Annotated in this window: 14 protein-coding genes and 8 tRNA genes; 5 read left to right on the forward strand and 17 right to left on the reverse strand. The window is 46.0% G+C overall.

Annotated features, from left to right (window positions below; genetic code table 11):
• Window positions 1–27: 27 nt before the first annotated feature.
• The gene (locus tag OH463_RS21795) at window positions 28–213 is read left to right on the forward strand and encodes a DUF2065 domain-containing protein (RefSeq protein ID WP_005451416.1); all 186 of its coding nucleotides are present in this window, start codon (window positions 28–30) and stop codon (window positions 211–213) included.
• A 107-nt stretch (window positions 214–320) separates the two neighbouring features.
• Here the strand turns inward: OH463_RS21795 and hflC are convergent, their stop codons facing one another.
• The 8 genes from hflC to tsaE all read right to left on the reverse strand — a co-directional run bounded on the left by hflC (window position 321) and on the right by tsaE (window position 9,537).
• Window positions 321–1,301, reverse strand: a complete 981-nt coding sequence (gene hflC / locus OH463_RS21800) for a protease modulator HflC (RefSeq protein ID WP_005438334.1) — start codon at window positions 1,299–1,301, stop codon at window positions 321–323.
• 2 nt (window positions 1,302–1,303) lie between these two features.
• Entirely contained in the window at window positions 1,304–2,506 is a 1,203-nt protein-coding gene (gene hflK / locus OH463_RS21805) for an FtsH protease activity modulator HflK (protein WP_005451415.1), read from the reverse strand.
• Window positions 2,507–2,551: 45 nt separating this feature from the next.
• Window positions 2,552–3,841, reverse strand: a complete 1,290-nt coding sequence (gene hflX, locus OH463_RS21810) for a ribosome rescue GTPase HflX (protein ID WP_005451407.1) — start codon at window positions 3,839–3,841, stop codon at window positions 2,552–2,554.
• 38 nt (window positions 3,842–3,879) lie between these two features.
• Entirely contained in the window at window positions 3,880–4,143 is a 264-nt protein-coding gene (gene hfq / locus OH463_RS21815) for an RNA chaperone Hfq (protein WP_005451405.1), read from the reverse strand.
• 194 nt (window positions 4,144–4,337) lie between these two features.
• On the reverse strand, window positions 4,338–5,270 hold the full coding sequence (gene miaA, locus OH463_RS21820; protein WP_005451402.1) for a tRNA (adenosine(37)-N6)-dimethylallyltransferase MiaA: 933 nt from the start codon (window positions 5,268–5,270) through the stop codon (window positions 4,338–4,340).
• On the reverse strand, window positions 5,267–7,330 hold the full coding sequence (mutL, locus tag OH463_RS21825) for a DNA mismatch repair endonuclease MutL (RefSeq protein WP_269992629.1): 2,064 nt from the start codon (window positions 7,328–7,330) through the stop codon (window positions 5,267–5,269). The genes miaA and mutL overlap by 4 nt, the downstream gene beginning before the upstream one ends.
• An 18-nt stretch (window positions 7,331–7,348) precedes the next feature.
• The gene (locus OH463_RS21830) at window positions 7,349–9,079 is read right to left on the reverse strand and encodes a LysM peptidoglycan-binding domain-containing protein (RefSeq protein ID WP_050940799.1); all 1,731 of its coding nucleotides are present in this window, start codon (window positions 9,077–9,079) and stop codon (window positions 7,349–7,351) included.
• Window positions 9,073–9,537 (reverse strand): tRNA (adenosine(37)-N6)-threonylcarbamoyltransferase complex ATPase subunit type 1 TsaE, encoded by a 465-nt coding sequence (tsaE, locus tag OH463_RS21835; protein WP_005438321.1) that lies wholly within the window; start codon window positions 9,535–9,537, stop codon window positions 9,073–9,075. Before tsaE ends, OH463_RS21830 begins: the two co-directional genes overlap by 7 nt.
• Before the next feature lie 297 nt (window positions 9,538–9,834).
• Between tsaE and queG the strand changes: the two genes are divergently transcribed.
• Window positions 9,835–10,962, forward strand: a complete 1,128-nt coding sequence (gene queG / locus OH463_RS21840) for a tRNA epoxyqueuosine(34) reductase QueG (protein ID WP_005451394.1) — start codon at window positions 9,835–9,837, stop codon at window positions 10,960–10,962.
• A 528-nt stretch (window positions 10,963–11,490) separates the two neighbouring features.
• On the opposite strand, the gene OH463_RS21845 is transcribed toward queG, so the two are convergent.
• From OH463_RS21845 to orn, 9 genes are all read right to left on the reverse strand, one after another.
• A tRNA-Met gene (locus tag OH463_RS21845) sits at window positions 11,491–11,567 on the reverse strand.
• 280 nt (window positions 11,568–11,847) lie between these two features.
• Window positions 11,848–11,923 (reverse strand) — tRNA-Gly (locus OH463_RS21850).
• Window positions 11,924–11,958: 35 nt separating this feature from the next.
• Window positions 11,959–12,034, reverse strand: a tRNA-Gly gene (locus tag OH463_RS21855).
• 35 nt (window positions 12,035–12,069) lie between these two features.
• A tRNA-Gly gene (locus OH463_RS21860) sits at window positions 12,070–12,145 on the reverse strand.
• An 18-nt stretch (window positions 12,146–12,163) separates the two neighbouring features.
• Window positions 12,164–12,240: transfer RNA gene (locus tag OH463_RS21865), tRNA-Met, on the reverse strand.
• Between the two features lie 39 nt (window positions 12,241–12,279).
• Window positions 12,280–12,355: transfer RNA gene (locus OH463_RS21870), tRNA-Gly, on the reverse strand.
• Between the two features lie 18 nt (window positions 12,356–12,373).
• Window positions 12,374–12,450: transfer RNA gene (locus OH463_RS21875), tRNA-Met, on the reverse strand.
• 55 nt (window positions 12,451–12,505) lie between these two features.
• Window positions 12,506–12,581: transfer RNA gene (locus tag OH463_RS21880), tRNA-Gly, on the reverse strand.
• Window positions 12,582–12,737: 156 nt separating this feature from the next.
• Complete coding sequence (gene orn / locus OH463_RS21885; RefSeq protein ID WP_005448335.1) at window positions 12,738–13,283, reverse strand: oligoribonuclease; 546 nt, start codon at window positions 13,281–13,283, stop codon at window positions 12,738–12,740.
• A 129-nt stretch (window positions 13,284–13,412) separates the two neighbouring features.
• On the opposite strand from orn, the gene rsgA reads away from it, so the two are divergent.
• From rsgA to OH463_RS21900, 3 genes are all read left to right on the forward strand, one after another.
• Window positions 13,413–14,477, forward strand: coding sequence for a small ribosomal subunit biogenesis GTPase RsgA (gene rsgA / locus OH463_RS21890; RefSeq protein WP_005448333.1), 1,065 nt, complete (start codon window positions 13,413–13,415; stop codon window positions 14,475–14,477).
• A 116-nt stretch (window positions 14,478–14,593) separates the two neighbouring features.
• Window positions 14,594–15,451: an archaetidylserine decarboxylase gene (gene asd, locus OH463_RS21895; RefSeq protein WP_038898566.1), complete on the forward strand. Its 858-nt coding sequence runs from the start codon at window positions 14,594–14,596 to the stop codon at window positions 15,449–15,451.
• A 174-nt stretch (window positions 15,452–15,625) separates the two neighbouring features.
• Window positions 15,626–17,041 carry an SLC13 family permease gene (locus OH463_RS21900; protein WP_005448329.1) on the forward strand — a complete coding sequence of 472 codons (1,416 nt, stop codon included), beginning with the start codon at window positions 15,626–15,628 and terminating at the stop codon, window positions 17,039–17,041.
• Window positions 17,042–17,293: the final 252 nt, after the last annotated feature.

Below are 17,293 nucleotides of genomic sequence, written 5' to 3' on the forward strand. Positions count from 1 at the left end.
CTTTTCAGAATTCAACTAGGAATCATGATGTCTGAGTCTATTTGGCTAGCGATAGGGCTAGTATTGATTGTTGAAGGTATTGGACCATTGGTCGCCCCAAATGGCTGGCGCAACATGGTGGCTCAGTTGAGTGAGCAGCCAGATAACCAATTACGCCGCATTGGTGGTTGCTTAGTGGTAGCAGGGGCTGTCATCGCTATCATGATGAGTTAATCACGCTTCTGACTCTATCTTGAATTTGTCTAGCAGATACCGTTAGAAACAAAAGATACAAAAAAGGCTCCATAACGGAGCCTTTTCAATTTGCGGTAACGCTTAGGTTATTTCGCTTCTGCGCCTTTCGCGTTGTTCATGTATTGGAAGAATTCACTCTTCGGATCCAGAACAAGGATGTCACTCTTAGAGCTGAACGATTTCTCGTAAGCCTTTAGAGAACGTAGGAAGCTGAAGAACTCAGGATCTTTGTTGTACGCATCTGCGTAGATCTTCGCTGCTTCTGCATCCGCTTCACCTCGTGTTACACGAGCTGTTTTGTCTGCTTCAGCAAGAATCGTCGCTACTTCAAGCTCAGCTTGTGCGCGGATTACTTCTGCTTTCTCACGACCTTGAGAACGGTGTTTACGAGCTACCGACTCACGCTCTGCGCGCATACGACGGTAGATAGATTCACTGATCTCATCTGGTAGGTTGATCTTCTTCATACGGAAGTCGACGATACGAACACCCAAGTCTTTCATTGCGCTGTCACGCGTGTCTTTCAACACTTCAGACATGATTAGGTCACGTTCGCCATCGATTTCTAATGCTTCACGAGCCGCCTCAGTGCTCACTTCATCACTGCTTGCGTCTTCTGGAAGTACGTCGTTATTACGTGGACCAGATACGATTTGCTTGATTTCACGAGAACCGATTTCTGCACGTAGAACGTCTGTTACTTTACGCTCAAGAAGCGCTTCAGCAGTCAGCGTGTTACCACCGCCAGTTGCTAGGTAGTAACGACCGAAATCCTCAATACGCCACTTCACGTAGGTATCGATGATTACGTCTTTTTTCTCAGACGTTACAAAACGGTCAGCACGACCATCCATTGTTTGGATACGCGCATCTAGTGTTTTCACGCGGTCAAACAAAGGCATTTTGAAATGCAGACCCGGCTCGTAAATACGAGTAATGTCGTTATTGTCTTTCAAGACACGACCAAATCGAACCACAATACCGCGGTCGCCTTCAGGAATCACAAACAGTGACATCAGCATCAATGCCAGTGCGATGACCAGTACAGGGATCATTAACTTACGCATTCTTAGTATCTCCCTTGACGTGTACCAGTTGAACGAGACTGCGTGTTCGAAGTGTCTTCTTGCGAACGCTCAGATTCCAATTGGATGTGATCGTACGTTGAAGTCGATTTCGATTTACGTTTAGTGTCTGTTTGACCATCTTGACCAGCCAGTTTATCGATTGGAAGGTAAAGAAGGTTGCCGCTAGATTCAGAGTCAATCAACACTTTCGATGTGCTTGAGTAAACCTCTTCCATCGCGTCTAGGTACAGACGGTCACGAGTTACACCAGGTGCCGCTTGGTATTCAGGCAGTAGTTTTTCAAACTGAGCTACTTGACCAAGAGCTTCGTTGGTTACACGCTCGTTGTAACCTTGCGCTTCTTTCTTCAAACGCTCTGCACGACCTGTTGCTTTCGGCAAGATTTCGTTCTTGTAAGCTTCTGCTTCACGGATGAAACGCTCTTCATCCTCACGCGCTGCGATTGCATCATCAAACGCATCTTTAACTTGCTCTGGCGGACGCGCAGACTGGAAGTTCACATCAACAATCACGATACCCATATCGTAGCTATCGATGATTTGATTTAGCGTTTCTTGTGTCGTTTGACGGATTTGCTGACGACCACTTGTTAGGATGCTATCCATCAGTGAGTCACCAATTACCGCACGTAGCGCCGAATCTGTTGCTTGACGCAAGCTGTCGTCTGCATTGGTTACGCGGTATAGATATTTGTATGGGTCAGCAACACGGTATTGAACGTCCATTGCTACTGTTACTACGTTTTCATCTTTTGTCAGCATTAAACCAGATGCACGTAGCGAACGAATCGCTTGCACGTTAACCGCTTCGTATTCGTCGATAAAACGAGGACGCCAGTTCAGTCCTGGGTCTACGATACGGTCGTATTTACCTAAACGCAGCACAACACCACGTTCTGCTTCACCGATGGTGTAAAAACCAGCGAAGAACCACACCGCAATCGCAATAACCGCAATTACGCCGAAGCCAATTGCGCCACCGCCACCGCCGATAGAAGAACCACCGCCGCCTTTTTTACCAAACTTGCCACCCAGCTTTTGACTCAGTTTGCTGAACACTTCATCTAAATCTGGCGGACCTTGATCTCGGCCACCAGGACGCTGGCCACCACGATTATTATTACCCCAAGGGTCATTATCGCGGCCATTGTTGCCGTTGTTATTTCCAGGCTCATTCCACGCCATTAGAAAGCTCCATCATTTGATATGACGTTATACTGTAGCAGTCCTTTAAGTGACTATAAAGTCGACTAAAACTGCCCCTTCTCTTTTTTCAAGTCTAGACCAATCTACCTGTTGCATTCGAATATCGATCAACAAGTTACCTTCCTGGTCATATTCCTCACGTTGAATACACTTCATTTGGAAGAATGTACTACGGAATCGTCCTTGATACTGTGGAGGAATTCGCAACTGATGCTCAACCATTTGCGACGCTAAACGCTCGGTCAGCGCGTCAAACAGAAGATCAATGCCTAATCCATCCATTGCAGAAACCCAGACCGCGCGAGGCACGCCTTCCTCATCTCGTTCTATACGTGGTTTCTGCTCTTCTAGATTGTCAATCTTGTTCATTACTACGAGCGTCGGCACTTCATGTGCATCGATCTCTTCTAAGACTTCATGAACAGCTTGAATATTCTCACGAAAACGCTCGTCACTGGCATCAACAACATGTAACAAAATGTCAGCTTCTTGCGTTTCCTGCAAGGTTGCTTTGAAGGCAGCAACCAAATCGTGAGGCAGGTGTCGGATAAAACCAACAGTATCTGCAAGTATTGCAGGTCCTACATCTGCTAACTCTATCTTACGTAAAGTTGGGTCAAGAGTAGCAAACAGTTGATCTGCCGCGTAAACGCCAGCTTCTGTAATACGGTTGAAGAGTGTCGACTTACCCGCGTTGGTGTAGCCCACGAGAGAAATGGTTGGTATTTCAGCTCGGTTTCGGGCACGGCGTCCTTGTTCACGCTGCTTGGCCACTTTTTCAAGTCGACGCAAGATAGCTTTGATTCTGTCACGCAATAAACGACGGTCGGTTTCTAACTGGGTTTCACCTGGACCACGTAGACCGATACCGCCTTTCTGCCTTTCAAGGTGCGTCCAACCGCGAATCAAACGAGTAGAAATATGGCGAAGTTGGGCTAGCTCAACTTGTAGCTTACCTTCGTGTGTTCGTGCTCGTTGAGCAAAGATATCGAGGATGAGACCGGTGCGGTCGAGAACTCGACATTTGCACAGTGCTTCGAGGTTACGTTCTTGGGCAGGAGAGAGGGAGTGATTAAAAATCACAATTTCAGCACCAGTTAATTGCACCGCAGTAGCAATTTCTTGTGCCTTACCCTCTCCGACATAGTATTTCGGGTGTGGGGATTGACGACTACCAGTCACAACTTGTAGCGTCTCTACCCCAGCGGAAGAAACCAGCATTTCGAATTCAGCTAGATCTTCCCATTCACCTTCTTGCGTGAAGTTGATATGAACAAGTACGGCTCGCTCACCGGATTCATAACGGTCAAACAAGCAATCAACTCCTTATTGTAAAAATACTAAATGAAGAATTAATCTTCAGATTTCTCTTGTGGACGATCACCTTGAGCACGATCACCGCTGTGGTGGCTAACTGGACGAGCCGGCACAACTGTAGAGATTGCGTGCTTGTACACCATTTGGTTAACAGTGTTCTTCAATAGGATCACGAATTGATCGAAAGATTCGATCTGACCTTGCAGTTTGATACCGTTCACAAGGTAGATAGATACCGGGATACGCTCACGACGTAGCGCATTTAGGAATGGGTCTTGTAGAGATTGCCCCTTAGCCATTTTATTTTCCTTATTTAATTTGTAGTTGTAATTATTTAGCTAGTGGTGCAATGCAAAAGGTACTGCTTTTTGCATCTGAGCTAAACGAATCAAAAATGCACCCTAAGTAATTAGCAGCATAGTATAAAAACCGCCAATAACAGATCCTTTGAGAGTGCGTTCACGCAAAAACGATCACATTATACACAGCTATCTCAATCAGATGCTATTGCTTCTGACATGGTTTCAAGTGCCTGTTCAATGTTATCGCTATCCAACCAAGTTAAATCATTCCAGCTGCGTAACCAGGTGATTTGACGCTTGGCCAATTGACGAGTTGCACAAATGCCACGAAAAACGGCTTCGTCGCGTGTGCAGTCCCCATCTAAGTACTCCCACATCTGTCTGTAGCCAACGCAACGGATAGAAGGAAGATCAGGGTGAAGATCCTTGCGCGCATACAACGCTTTCATTTCCTCTTCAAAACCCGCTTCCATCATCTTATCGAAACGCAGTTCAATTCGACGGTGAAGTTCTGCCCTGTCCTTGGGAGCTATTGCAAACTGTTTGACTCGGTAAGGCAAGCTGTCGCCTTTAGTTTGAGTCAACTCAGTAAGAGTTTTACCTGAAATACGGAAGACTTCCAACGCTCTCGATAAACGTTGAGGATCGTTTGGATGAATTCTCGCAGCTGATACAGGATCAATCTCTTTCAGCTCATCGTGCAACACCGACCAACCTTTAGTCAATGCCTCTTGCTCAATTTGCTGACGAATTTCAGGATTTGCAGCAGGAAGAGGTGATAAGCCTTCAAGTAACGCTTTGTAATACAGCATTGTACCGCCAACTAAGAGCGGAATTTTTCCTTCTGCAACAATGTCATCCATTGCTTGTAGTGCATCACGACGGAAGTCCGCCGCAGAGTACGATTCGCTCGGGTCAAGAATATCGATGAGACGATGCGGCGCTAGACTCAGCTCGCGCTCATCAGGTTTCGCCGTACCAATGTTCATGTCTTTGTAGATCAACGCCGAATCCACGCTGATGATCTCAACCGGATATTTCTGGCGAAGACGAATCGCTAACTCTGTTTTACCTGATGCAGTTGGCCCCATTAAAAATAGCGCCAAAGGTAGTTTGTCTGTCATGGTCTTAATTTGGCAATCGTGGCAGAGAAATCAACAGCAGACACAAATTTCGTGTCTTCTAATGGCAATTGACCATGTCTTAGCTGTTCAAGTTCCGCAATAATTTGGATGGCTTCGGAAAGAGTATAGTGGCTCTTAACTGTGGTGACCTGCAAAGCAAGCCAATCTATCAGCTCAGATAATAACTGAGCCGTTGCCACTTCCCTCGTCACGCGAGTTTGCGCGTAAGATAACAGATCTGGTATCAAATTTTGTAAGTTTTGTTGACGCAATGGTGAAGGTACGCCCATGACCATCAAGGCTTTATCATTTCGAGCTTTTAGCTGAATGCCTAACTGAGCAAAATCTTGTTGGTAATCCTGCGCAAGTTGAACCAACTCCGGTTCCAATTTCACCGATAATGGTACCAGTAGTGGTTGCGCTTTTAATGCACCATCACTTGGTGTGAGTTGCCCCTTGGTTCGATAGAACTCAGCTCTTGGTAGTGCAACCAAAGCCACACCACTGTCGCTGCTCATTAATACGTACTGCTCATCGACCACAGCTAAAGCTTTGCTCAGCGCCATCACTGGGGTTAAAGCTGTCTCTGCTTGATTAGTGATCGCAGCCGCACTGGTTTCGCTTCGAGGTTCAAAATCAGGTGTCTGTAGCAATTCATGATACGCACGCACCTCTTGTTTGCTTGGTGCTGGCTCAGCATGACGCTGTTCTTTGTGTGCACTCGGTTTAGGCGCAGGTTTTGATTCAATCCAATCTGTTCTCTTGAACGAGTCCGCTACGCGCGCTTCCCGCACAGAGGAATCGCTTGGCATACGATCGCGAGGTTTCGTTTCGTAGTCTGAGCGCCCCGGATAGGCTGGGGTATTATCAATCGCTTGATACACGCGTTCTGGCACTGGGGAAGCGATATGTTCTGGAGCACCAGTTAGTTCTGGAGTGCTAGTTGCCTCTGGCGAACTTTCTGGTTCAGGGAGAGACGTCATTGCCTCAAGTGACTCTGCTGCCTCAATAGGATCTGCGTGGTGGAATGCAGATTCATTCACATGTGGCTTATCAATCACTGAACTTTGCGCAAGGGCATCTGCCAACGCTTGATAGATGAAATCATGCACCAGACGTGCTTGATGGAAACGCACTTCATGCTTTGCAGGGTGCACGTTAACATCCACTTGGTGCGGATCGAGCTCAATAAACAATACATACGCCGCGAATTGATCAGGTTTGAGGCTGGTTTCGTAACTTTGACGAATCGCGTGATTGATCAATTTGTCTCGCATCATGCGGCCATTCACGTAGCAATATTGTAGATCACTTTGCTGCCTAGCCCCTTCTGGCGTTGTAATCCAACCATGAAGCTTGAGCCCTTGATGTTCCAGTTCGATGCGCAGCATATTACGCACAAAAGCATTACCACATACCGCAGCAATGCGTTTTTCTGTTTGAAGCTGATTTTTTGCCGCGCGGTATTGGCGAATCATTTTACCGTTGTGGCGAACATTGATAGTGACATCAAAGCGACTTAACGCAATACGCTTTAGCAGCTCGTCGATGTGAGCAAATTCGGTTTTTTCCGTGCGGAGGAATTTACGGCGCGCAGGCGTATTAAAGAACAGGTCTAAGACTTCAACTGAGGTACCAATTGGATGCGCCGTCGGTTGGAGTTTGACCTTCATGTCACGCCCTTCAGAATAGGCACTCCACGCTTGTTCCTGTGCGGCTGGACGAGAAGTCATGGTCAAGCGCGACACCGAGCTAATACTCGCTAACGCCTCACCGCGGAACCCCAAACTCATGATGGCTTCGAGATCGTCCAATGTATGGATCTTAGACGTAGCATGGCGACTTAGCGCCAAACCTAACTCATCTTTCACAATCCCTTTGCCGTTATCGCGCACACGAATTAGCTTAGCGCCACCTTTCTCGATATCAATATCGATACGGGTTGCACCAGAGTCGAGACTGTTTTCTACCAGTTCTTTCACGACAGAGGCAGGTCTTTCAACTACCTCCCCTGCTGCGATTTGGTTTGCCAATCGTGCTGGCAAAATCTTAATGGTCATGATGAGTTATCAGTTCACTTACTTGTTTGGAATAATCAGTACCTGCCCGACGGCAAGCTCATCAGAGCGCAAGTTGTTCGCTTTGCGAATGCTAGAGACACTGACACCATATTTCGACGCAATCTTGCCTAGGTATTCTCCACGAGCAACCTTGTGTTTGCGAATTGGTTTGTCTTTCACCGCAACGGTGATCTTCAACTTCTGACCGACCCAAAGCGTATCTGATTTCAAATTATTTTCACGGCGGATATCAGCAATCCTCACTTTGTAGTGACTTGCGATCTTACCGAGGAACTCGCCAGATTTAACAGTGTGCGTAATTGTCTCAGTTTCTACCGTGTTAGGTTTATTCGGGATGGATACTGAAACGGCACCTGTACCCGGGATTTTCAGCTTCTGACCGACTGCTAAACCGCTTGATTTGAGTTTGTTCGCACTCATGATCGCTTTGGTCGACGAGCCATATTTCTGTGCAATCACAGAAAGCGATTCACCACGCTTCACGGTATGCACAACAGGTTTCGCAGAAGACGAGAACACCGTGCCTTCTGGTGGATTATCTTTCAAGTACTGTACGACAGCTTTAGTAATCGCACGCGCTAGCTTATCTTGGTGAGAGCGTTGGAATAGTAACTTCTCTTCCGTTGGGTTCGAGATAAAGCCCGTTTCAACCAAAACAGAAGGAATCTGCGGAGAACGCAAAACTGCCAAGCTGGTATTGATTGGTTTCGAGTTATGCAGGCGAGCAACTTTGCCCATCTCACCTAAAATGTTTGTCGCTAACTTATAACCTTCTTTTTGCGAATGGCTGAACTGAAGATCTAACAAAGTTTGGTTGACGTTACGGTCATTTGAATTGCTCACAAATGCCGTTCCAGAGCCACCAAGTAGCTCAGATTGTTTCTCGTGATTCTCTACCCAACGTGCAATTTCGGTATTGGCACGACGAGTATTTAACACGAACACCGAACCACCACGAGGTTTAGGAGAGGTAAACGCATCGGCGTGAATCGAAATTAATAAGTGTGCGTCATGTTCACGAGCAATCGCAACACGGCGATTCAAGTTGACGAAGTAGTCACCAGTGCGAGTCATGCGAGTTTTGATGCCAGGTACTGCATTTAGCTGGGCTGAAAGCTTACGAGAGATGCTCAATACCGCGTCTTTTTCATACTTTCGACGTGATGGACCAATTGAACCAGGATCTTCACCACCGTGACCTGGGTCGATCACGATCAGAATCTCTTGTGCACGTTGGACCGTACTCATGTCTTTGCTTGGTTTTGCCGGTTTGCTCGGCTTAGAAGTATTACTCGCCGCCGCTGATGTTTTCGCCCCATGTGGCAAATCAATCACCAAACGATGACCATACTGACCACCTGGCGTTGGTTTTAGCGTAAACAGTTCAGCTTTGACGCTCTTCTTCAACTCAAAAACCAAACGGTATGTGCTTTTGTTTGGCGGAGAGCTTTTACGAACACGCTTCAACACAGGACTGTCCGTTACCGTAACAGGCAACTTAGCTTGCATAGACGTGTTTTTAATATCCACGACCAAGCGATCCGGTCCAGTTAAAGAGAAATAGGAATAGTCAGCTTCCGCGCTTAAGTCGATGACAACACGAGTCTCATCTGGTGAAGGCCAAACTCGGAAACTTTTAACGACGTTAGCAAATGCTAAATTGGGGATGATAAGGAGAAAAGTGGCGACAAATGCCGCCACTACTCTAAATTTTGAAAGACTCAACATAGCTCCAATCGACTGAGTAACTGCACACCATATTCATTATTTGCCGTAAGTTCGGCTACGCGCTGCTCGCCTTGGTAGCGAATATCCACATCAAGATCCGGTTGTGGCAGCATTCCTTGCCCTTTTTCTGGCCATTCAACCAAACAAATCGCATCATCCGTGAAGTAATCGCGAATCCCCATGAATTCTAACTCTTCAGGATCTGCCAGTCGGTATAGATCAAAGTGGTAAACTTGCCACTTATCCAGCTGATAAGGTTCAACCAAAGTATAGGTCGGGCTTTTTACGTTTCCTTGATGGCCAAGAGCACGGACAAAACCACGACTAAAGGTTGTTTTACCCGCACCCAGATCGCCATGCAGATAAATAGTGGTTTGTTGGGAACAAAGTTGAGCCAACGCGGTACCTAGTGCTACCGTTTCATGCTCATCTTTCAGGTTAAATTGTTTCGTGCTCATTGATGTTTCTCTAACTAATGATCGTTGACTATATAAAAATCAAAAGAACAGGAATAGTAAACTGTGTTGGTTTTGAGAGACAAGCTTTCAAATGTCATATGTGCGAAAAAAGTAGCCAATAAGGCAAAACCTAATTACCTGATTCTATTGAATGCATAAACAAAATTGCTCATGCCTGCGTCAACTTTTGATGACTTTGTTTCAAAATCTATTTCCCGGCTTTATGTCTAGACTTTCTGGTAGCACCAATTCATAAGATCCGGTAAGATCCGCCCCCCTTTATCTCGGTGATAAAACATGAACTTCGAACAACTCGCTCAACAAATCAAAATTTGGGGTAAAGAGCTCGGCTTTCAGAAAGTCGGTATCTGCGATGTTGATCTTAGTGAACATGAAGCGGCTCTGCAAAAATGGCTTGATCAAGGCTACCACGGTTCAATGGACTGGATGGCTCGTCACGGCATGATGCGCGCCAGACCAAATGAACTTTTGCCGGGAACCGTGCGAGTGATTAGCGTACGTATGGATTACTTGCCACCAGAAGCAAAGTTTGCTTCCAATCTGGCAAACAAAAACCACGCTTATATCAGCCGTTACGCGCTCGGGCGTGACTATCACAAATTGGTGAGAAAACAGCTTAATAAACTTGGCAAACTTATTGAGCAAGAAGTAGGACAATTTGGCTATCGCCCTTTTGTCGACTCAGCCCCGATCCTTGAACGTCCATTGGCGCAAAAAGCCGGATTAGGCTGGACTGGCAAACACTCTCTGATTTTGGATAAAGATTGCGGCTCTTGGTTTTTCCTTGGTGAGCTGCTTATCGACTTACCTTTGCCTGTTGATGAACCAAGCGTTGATCAATGTGACAAATGTAAAGCTTGCATCACATCTTGTCCGACACAAGCGATTGTCGATGAAAAAGTCGTGGATGCGAGACGCTGTATCTCATATCTCACGATTGAGTTTGATGGTGTGATCCCAGAAGAGTTCCGCAAACCGATGGGAAACCGTATCTATGGATGCGACGATTGCCAATTAGTTTGCCCTTGGAACCGATATGCAGAAATCACTGAGCAAGAGGATTTTCATCGCCGCGAGAGTTTTGAAGACCCAGATCTCGTTACCATGTTCAATTGGGATGAGGCAACCTTCCTAAAACAAATGGAAGGGTCAGCAATTCGTAGAATTGGACACCTGCAATGGCTACGTAATATTTCTGTCGCACTTGGCAATGCAGAATACAGCCAGAGAACAATTGATGCCCTAGAAGCAAGACGCGGTGAAAGTGAACTGCTCGATGAACACATTGAATGGGCTCTTGCACAACAATTCAACCAACTTCCAGCAAATGAATCGGATTCTATTGAGACCAAGAAAAAGCGTTTAATCAGAATCGTAGAAAAAGGACTTCCAAGAGACGCATAATGCGTAGCTCATATGCAAGAGATTGAAAACTCTTTTTGCACGATCAATTCATGACCTTGTTCTCAATTCTGTAATGTGGAAAAAAATTATAGAGTCGAAGGAATTCGGGGAAGATAAAAAAGTTAAACACAACCTGAAGAAATGACTAGGATCAAAAAAACACAAATTAATGATCCTAATTTAACGCATCCGATCCGCAATAAAAGCAAGTTTTACTATATAAAACAAGCAGTTATGCAGTTACAGAAAACTTTTATTGTCCCCTCACAAAGAAAAGATCTTTCTTTATAGTCCTTCAAATTGAAGCTGAGAACACTTTATCAACCAACTTATCCACAGAATGACATATGTGGATAACTCTGTTAATTAAAGAACAGAAAGGGACCCGAACACCAGATTATTCGCTGTTCAGACAAGTCGTCTCATGTTTAAAACACAAACGAAATCGTCCGACATCAACTGATGCGGATTAAATATTGTTTTTCAGGGGTTCATGCTTCGCAGCATTATGAAAAGAGCGATGTGAATTGGTTGCGGGAGCCGGATTTGAACCGACGACCTTCGGGTTATGAGCCCGACGAGCTACCAAGCTGCTCCATCCCGCGTCCGTGTATCACTGCTTTTGCAGTAATAAGAATTGGAGCGACACACGAGGTTGCCCTATCTATAACAGAAAGGCGTGACCTCAACCTTGACAAGTTTTTGCTCTATAAACGAGCGAGTGTCGCAATTCATTGTTAAGCACAATGAAAGCTATAAAGCTGGAGCGACACACGAGGTTCCCTATTCATAATAGAAAGGCGTGACCTCAACCTTGGCAAGTTTTTGCTCTATAAACGAGCGAGTGTCGCAATTCACTGTTAAGCACAATGAAAGCTATAAAGCTGGAGCGACACACGAGGTTCGAACTCGTGACCTCAACCTTGGCAAGGTTGCGCTCTACCAACTGAGCTAGTGTCGCAATGTCACTGTTAAGCACAATGAGGGCTATCAAATTGGAGCGACACACGAGGTTCGAACTCGTGACCTCAACCTTGGCAAGGTTGCGCTCTACCAACTGAGCTAGTGTCGCAATGTCATTGTTAAGCACAATGAAGGCTATCAAATTGGAGCGACACACGAGGTTCGAACTCGTGACCTCAACCTTGGCAAGGTTGCGCTCTACCAACTGAGCTAGTGTCGCATATTCTCAGAAGAGAATTGGTTGCGGGGGCCGGATTTGAACCGACGACCTTCGGGTTATGAGCCCGACGAGCTACCAAGCTGCTCCACCCCGCGTCCGTATTTCATTGTTAAGCACAATGAGAGCTATAAAATTGGAGCGACACACGAGGTTCGAACTCGTGACCTCAACCTTGGCAAGGTTGCGCTCTACCAACTGAGCTAGTGTCGCATATTCTCAAAAGAGAATTGGTTGCGGGAGCCGGATTTGAACCGACGACCTTCGGGTTATGAGCCCGACGAGCTACCAAGCTGCTCCATCCCGCGTCCATAGTTCACCATTTAAGGCATGATGAAAGCCTTTCTTTCCACTTAAGAAAAGTGGAGCGACACACGAGGTTCGAACTCGTGACCTCAACCTTGGCAAGGTTGCGCTCTACCAACTGAGCTAGTGTCGCATCAACAACGTTTCCGCTGTTTAGGGCTGCGAATTATAAGAGCATTTTTTTGTGATGCAAGTCCTTCGTTCAAAAAAACTTTATTTTTTTACTGACAGATGAAAAAGCAAGCAAAACGCTCATTAATTACAACAATTTGGATCGCAGCCTTAACAGTTAGATCTTAAAGATCGTTTCGCGGTAGTACTTTAGCTCAGCAATCGACTCACGGATATCATCCAATGCCAGATGCGTGCCCTGCTTCGAAAAACCGTCTAACACTTCTGGTTTCCAACGGCGAGTCAGTTCTTTTAACGTACTCACGTCCAAATAACGGTAGTGGAAGTATTCTTCCAACTCAGGCATATGCTTGTACAAGAATCGACGGTCCTGACCAATACTGTTACCACAAATTGGAGAAACGCCTTTTGGTACCCATTTCTCAAGGAACTCGATGGTCTGCGCAACGGCATCTTGTTCAGAGACGTCACTGTTGCGAACGCGATCAACCAAACCACTTGCAGTGTGCGTATTGGTACACCAGTCATCCATCTTCGCCAGCTCTTCTTCTGGCTGATGAACGGCTAAAACTGGACCTTCAGCTAAAATATTTAACTCACTATCCGTGACGATAGAAGCAATTTCGATGATTTTGTGCGTTTCAGGATCGAGACCTGTCATCTCTAAATCCACCCAAATCAGGTTTTGATCGCTAAAGGACATGGTTACGCCGCCTATTTGTTTATCGATAAAAGAGGTACTATACCTGAAAATACTTGAAACACGATACTCACGAGTTTGAGCCGAAAGCGTGCTCAATCAGTTGAGTTAACTCACATTAAGTACAAGATTGTGGCAAAAAAGAAAAAGTTAACCAAAGGTCAGGTGCGCCGCGTACGCAGCAACCAACAAAAACGCCTAAAGAAGCAAGAAGAGTCTATCCAGTGGGATGAGAACATGCTGGGCGCAAGTAAACAGGGTCTCGTTATCACTCGTTTCGGTCAGCACGCTGACATCGAAGATCTAGAAACCGGTGAGGTGCAGCGCTGTAACCTTCGTCGTGGTATCGAATCACTGGTGTCTGGTGATCGCGTGCTTTGGCGTGAAGGGCTTGAGTCAATGGCAGGTATCTCTGGCGTGGTTGAAGCCGTAGAACCTCGCACATCAATGCTAACTCGCCCTGACTACTACGATGGCTTGAAACCTGTCGCCGCTAACATCGACCAAATGGTGATCGTGTCTTCGGTTTTGCCTGAGCTTTCGCTCAATATCATTGACCGCTACTTGGTGGCGTCAGAAACCCTGAACATCGCACCGCTACTAGTACTCAACAAAATAGACCTACTTGCTGATGAAGATCGAGCGATGTACGAAGAGTGGCTAGAAGAATACAAACGCATTGGCTACAAAGTACTGTTTGTGAGCAAGCAATCAGGTGAAGGCATTGCCGAACTTGAAGAGCAATTGCGTGATCGTATCAATATCTTCGTTGGTCAATCTGGCGTGGGTAAATCGAGCCTAGTAAACGCACTGATGCCTGAACTTGAGCAGGAAGTGGAAGAAGGCGAGATCTCAGAGAACTCAGGTTTGGGTCAGCATACAACCACAGCAGCTCGCTTGTATCACATCCCTACTGGTGGCGATTTGATTGACTCTCCAGGAGTACGCGAGTTCGGTCTGTGGCACTTAGAAGCAGAGGAAGTGACCAAAGCATTTGTTGAATTCCGTCCTTATCTTGGCGGTTGTAAGTTCCGCGACTGTAAGCACAATGACGATCCTGGCTGTATCTTGCGAGAGGCCGTGGAAAAAGGCGAAGTGAGTGAAGTCCGTTTTGAGAACTACCATCGCATCCTAGAAAGCATGGTGGAAAACAAAGCCAACCGTCAGTATTCACGCAGCAAGAAAGCTGATCTGTAGCCGAGATAACGCTGCAACTGTGTAAGAAATCATCACCTAATACTGACAAGCAGATGAAATTTCAGTAACATCACGCGCCCTAAAGCGAGAATCTAACAGAAGTATCGGAATTAAAGATGGACAAGATTAAAGTTGGACTGCAGTACTGGATCCCACAACACGGACTAACGCGCCTAGTGGGTAAACTGGCTTCAGCTGAGGCTGGCGGTCTAACAACAGCAATCATTCGCTGGTTTATCAAACAATACAATGTGAACATGGATGAGGCGAAGCACTCCGATCCTAAGCACTTCAAAACCTTCAATGAATTCTTTGTACGTGAGCTAAAAGAAGGCGCTCGTCCAATTACGGAAGGTGAAAAGGTGATCACTCACCCTGCGGACGCGTGCGTAAGCCAATTTGGTCCGATTGAAGATGGTCAGCTTATCCAAGCTAAAGGCCATAACTTCTCAGCACAAGAGCTACTAGGTGGTGACGCAAAACTGGCTGAAGAGTTCCAAGACGGCTCTTTTGCTACTTTGTACCTATCGCCTCGTGACTACCACCGCGTACACATGCCATGTGACGGTACGCTACGTCAGATGATTTACGTACCTGGTGACCTATTTTCAGTTAACCCACTAACCGCAGAGAACGTGCCAAACCTATTTGCACGTAACGAGCGTGTAGTGTGTATCTTCGATACTGAGTTTGGTCCAATGGCACAAGTACTGGTTGGTGCAACTATCGTAGGTAGCATCGAGCAAGTATGGGCAGGCACTATCACGCCGCCACGCGGTAACTCGGTTTACAAATGGGACTACCCTGCAGAAGGCGATAAAGCAGTTATCTTGAAGAAAGGCGAAGAAATGGGGCGCTTCAAGCTTGGCTCAACCGTTATCAACCTTTTCGCAAAAGATGCTATCGCATTCGATGAAAGCATGGAAAATGGTAAGGCAACCGTAATGGGTACACCTTACGCTCATCAGCAGTAAGACTCCTACTCAAACTGACTTTGAAGCCTCCGTTTACGGGGGCTTTTTTATTGACGAAAAGCAAAACTCTGTTCGAAATTTCGCCTCTCTTTTTCAAACTCGTACTTGCCTCTAAGTACCTAAAAGCGCAATCAATTACTCTGCGTTGAGGGATGATGATAAAAGGGGCTGCCAATGCCAAAGATGAGTGCGGACACACTGGTCAAATTACTGGTGTGTTTTTTGATTCCACTCGGTGTCTTAATGATGCCGATCGATGCCATTCCAATTGACGATCTCACTTTAATTCAACATCGTCTATTGGCTATTTTCCTTCTTGCTGCACTACTTTGGGTTTTAGAACCCGTCCCCGTATTTGCTACGTCCATTCTTATCATTGCTCTTGAATTGATTATGATATCGGACAAAGGCTTACATCTCTTTCGTACCCCTCCTCCGGGGCATGATTTGGGAGATTTGATTGCTTATACGGATATATTTTCTGCGTTCTCTTCTCCTATTATCATCCTTTTCATGGGTGGCTTTGCGCTCGCTATTGCCGCTTCTAAATACGAACTTGATAACAACCTCGCCCGTGTTCTTCTTAAACCGTTTGGCACTCAACCTAAGTTCATTATGTTGGGTTTAATGCTGATCACTGCCGTGTTCTCGATGTTTATGTCAAACACTGCGACTACCGTTATGATGCTTGCGCTATTGGGTCCTATCGTGGCATCTGCACCAAAAGGCGATTTGGGGATAAAAGCGCTAGTTCTCTGTATTCCAATTGCGGCTAATACAGGTGGTATCGCGACACCAATCGGTACCCCGCCTAACGCGATTGCCTTGCAATATTTAACCGGAGAAAACAGCATCGATTTCCTATCTTGGATGATGATGGGCTTGCCTTTTGTCTTAGTGCAACTAACGCTAGCTTGGTTCTTATTGCAAAAGCTCTTCCCTTCTAGTGAACCGGAAATGAAACTGCGCTTGGATGGTAAATTTAAGAAAAGCTGGCGTGCCATAGTGGTCTACGTGACCTTCGCTATGACCATCCTGCTATGGATGACAACTAAAGTGCATGGCATGAATACCTATGTAGTCGCTATCATTCCACTCGCGGTGTTTACCTTAACGGGCATCATGGGCAAAGAAGAGCTCAAGCTTATCAACTGGGATGTGCTATGGCTGGTAGCCGGTGGTATCGCTATTGGTATTGCGTTAGATAAAACTGGCTTGGCTGAAGCACTCGCACACGCAATTGATTATGAGTCCCTATCACCATTCGCTGTCGTTGTTGCCCTATCGATCGTGTGCTGGCTAATGGCAAACTTTATGTCGAATACCGCCACAGCGAACTTGTTGATGCCGATTGCAGCGGCGATTGGTGCTTCTATGCCAAGTCTGGTTGCTATCGGTGGCTTACAAGGATTGCTGGTTGTCGTCGCTTTCTCGGCTTCACTAGGTATGATCTTACCAGTATCAACACCACCAAACTCCCTTGCGTACTCAACGGGATTAATTGAAAGTAAAGACATGGCGAAGGTCGGTTTGATTATCGGCTTGGTCGGTCTGTTCATTGTCTATGGTGCGGTAATTATTCTGTTTTAGTCCATCGCTCTGCGGTAACAAAAGGTTGCCGCAGAGCTTTATCACCCATATACCTATCTAGTTTTGCATCACTCCCTCTGTTTTTATCTCAAATTTGATTCACTTAGCTAATCAATAAGTTGAATAAAAATCACACTATTCGACTCAAGTTTATCGAATATAGGTCGATAAATTTTGTACAGCCTTTCATGTAACTTTCAGTGCTTGAATCGTCTCATACCCTTTGGAGTCACAACTCGTGACGTTGATCTT

It is taken from the genome of Vibrio sp. NFR (assembly GCF_027587095.1).
Taxonomy (GTDB): Bacteria; Pseudomonadota; Gammaproteobacteria; order Enterobacterales; family Vibrionaceae; genus Vibrio; species Vibrio harveyi.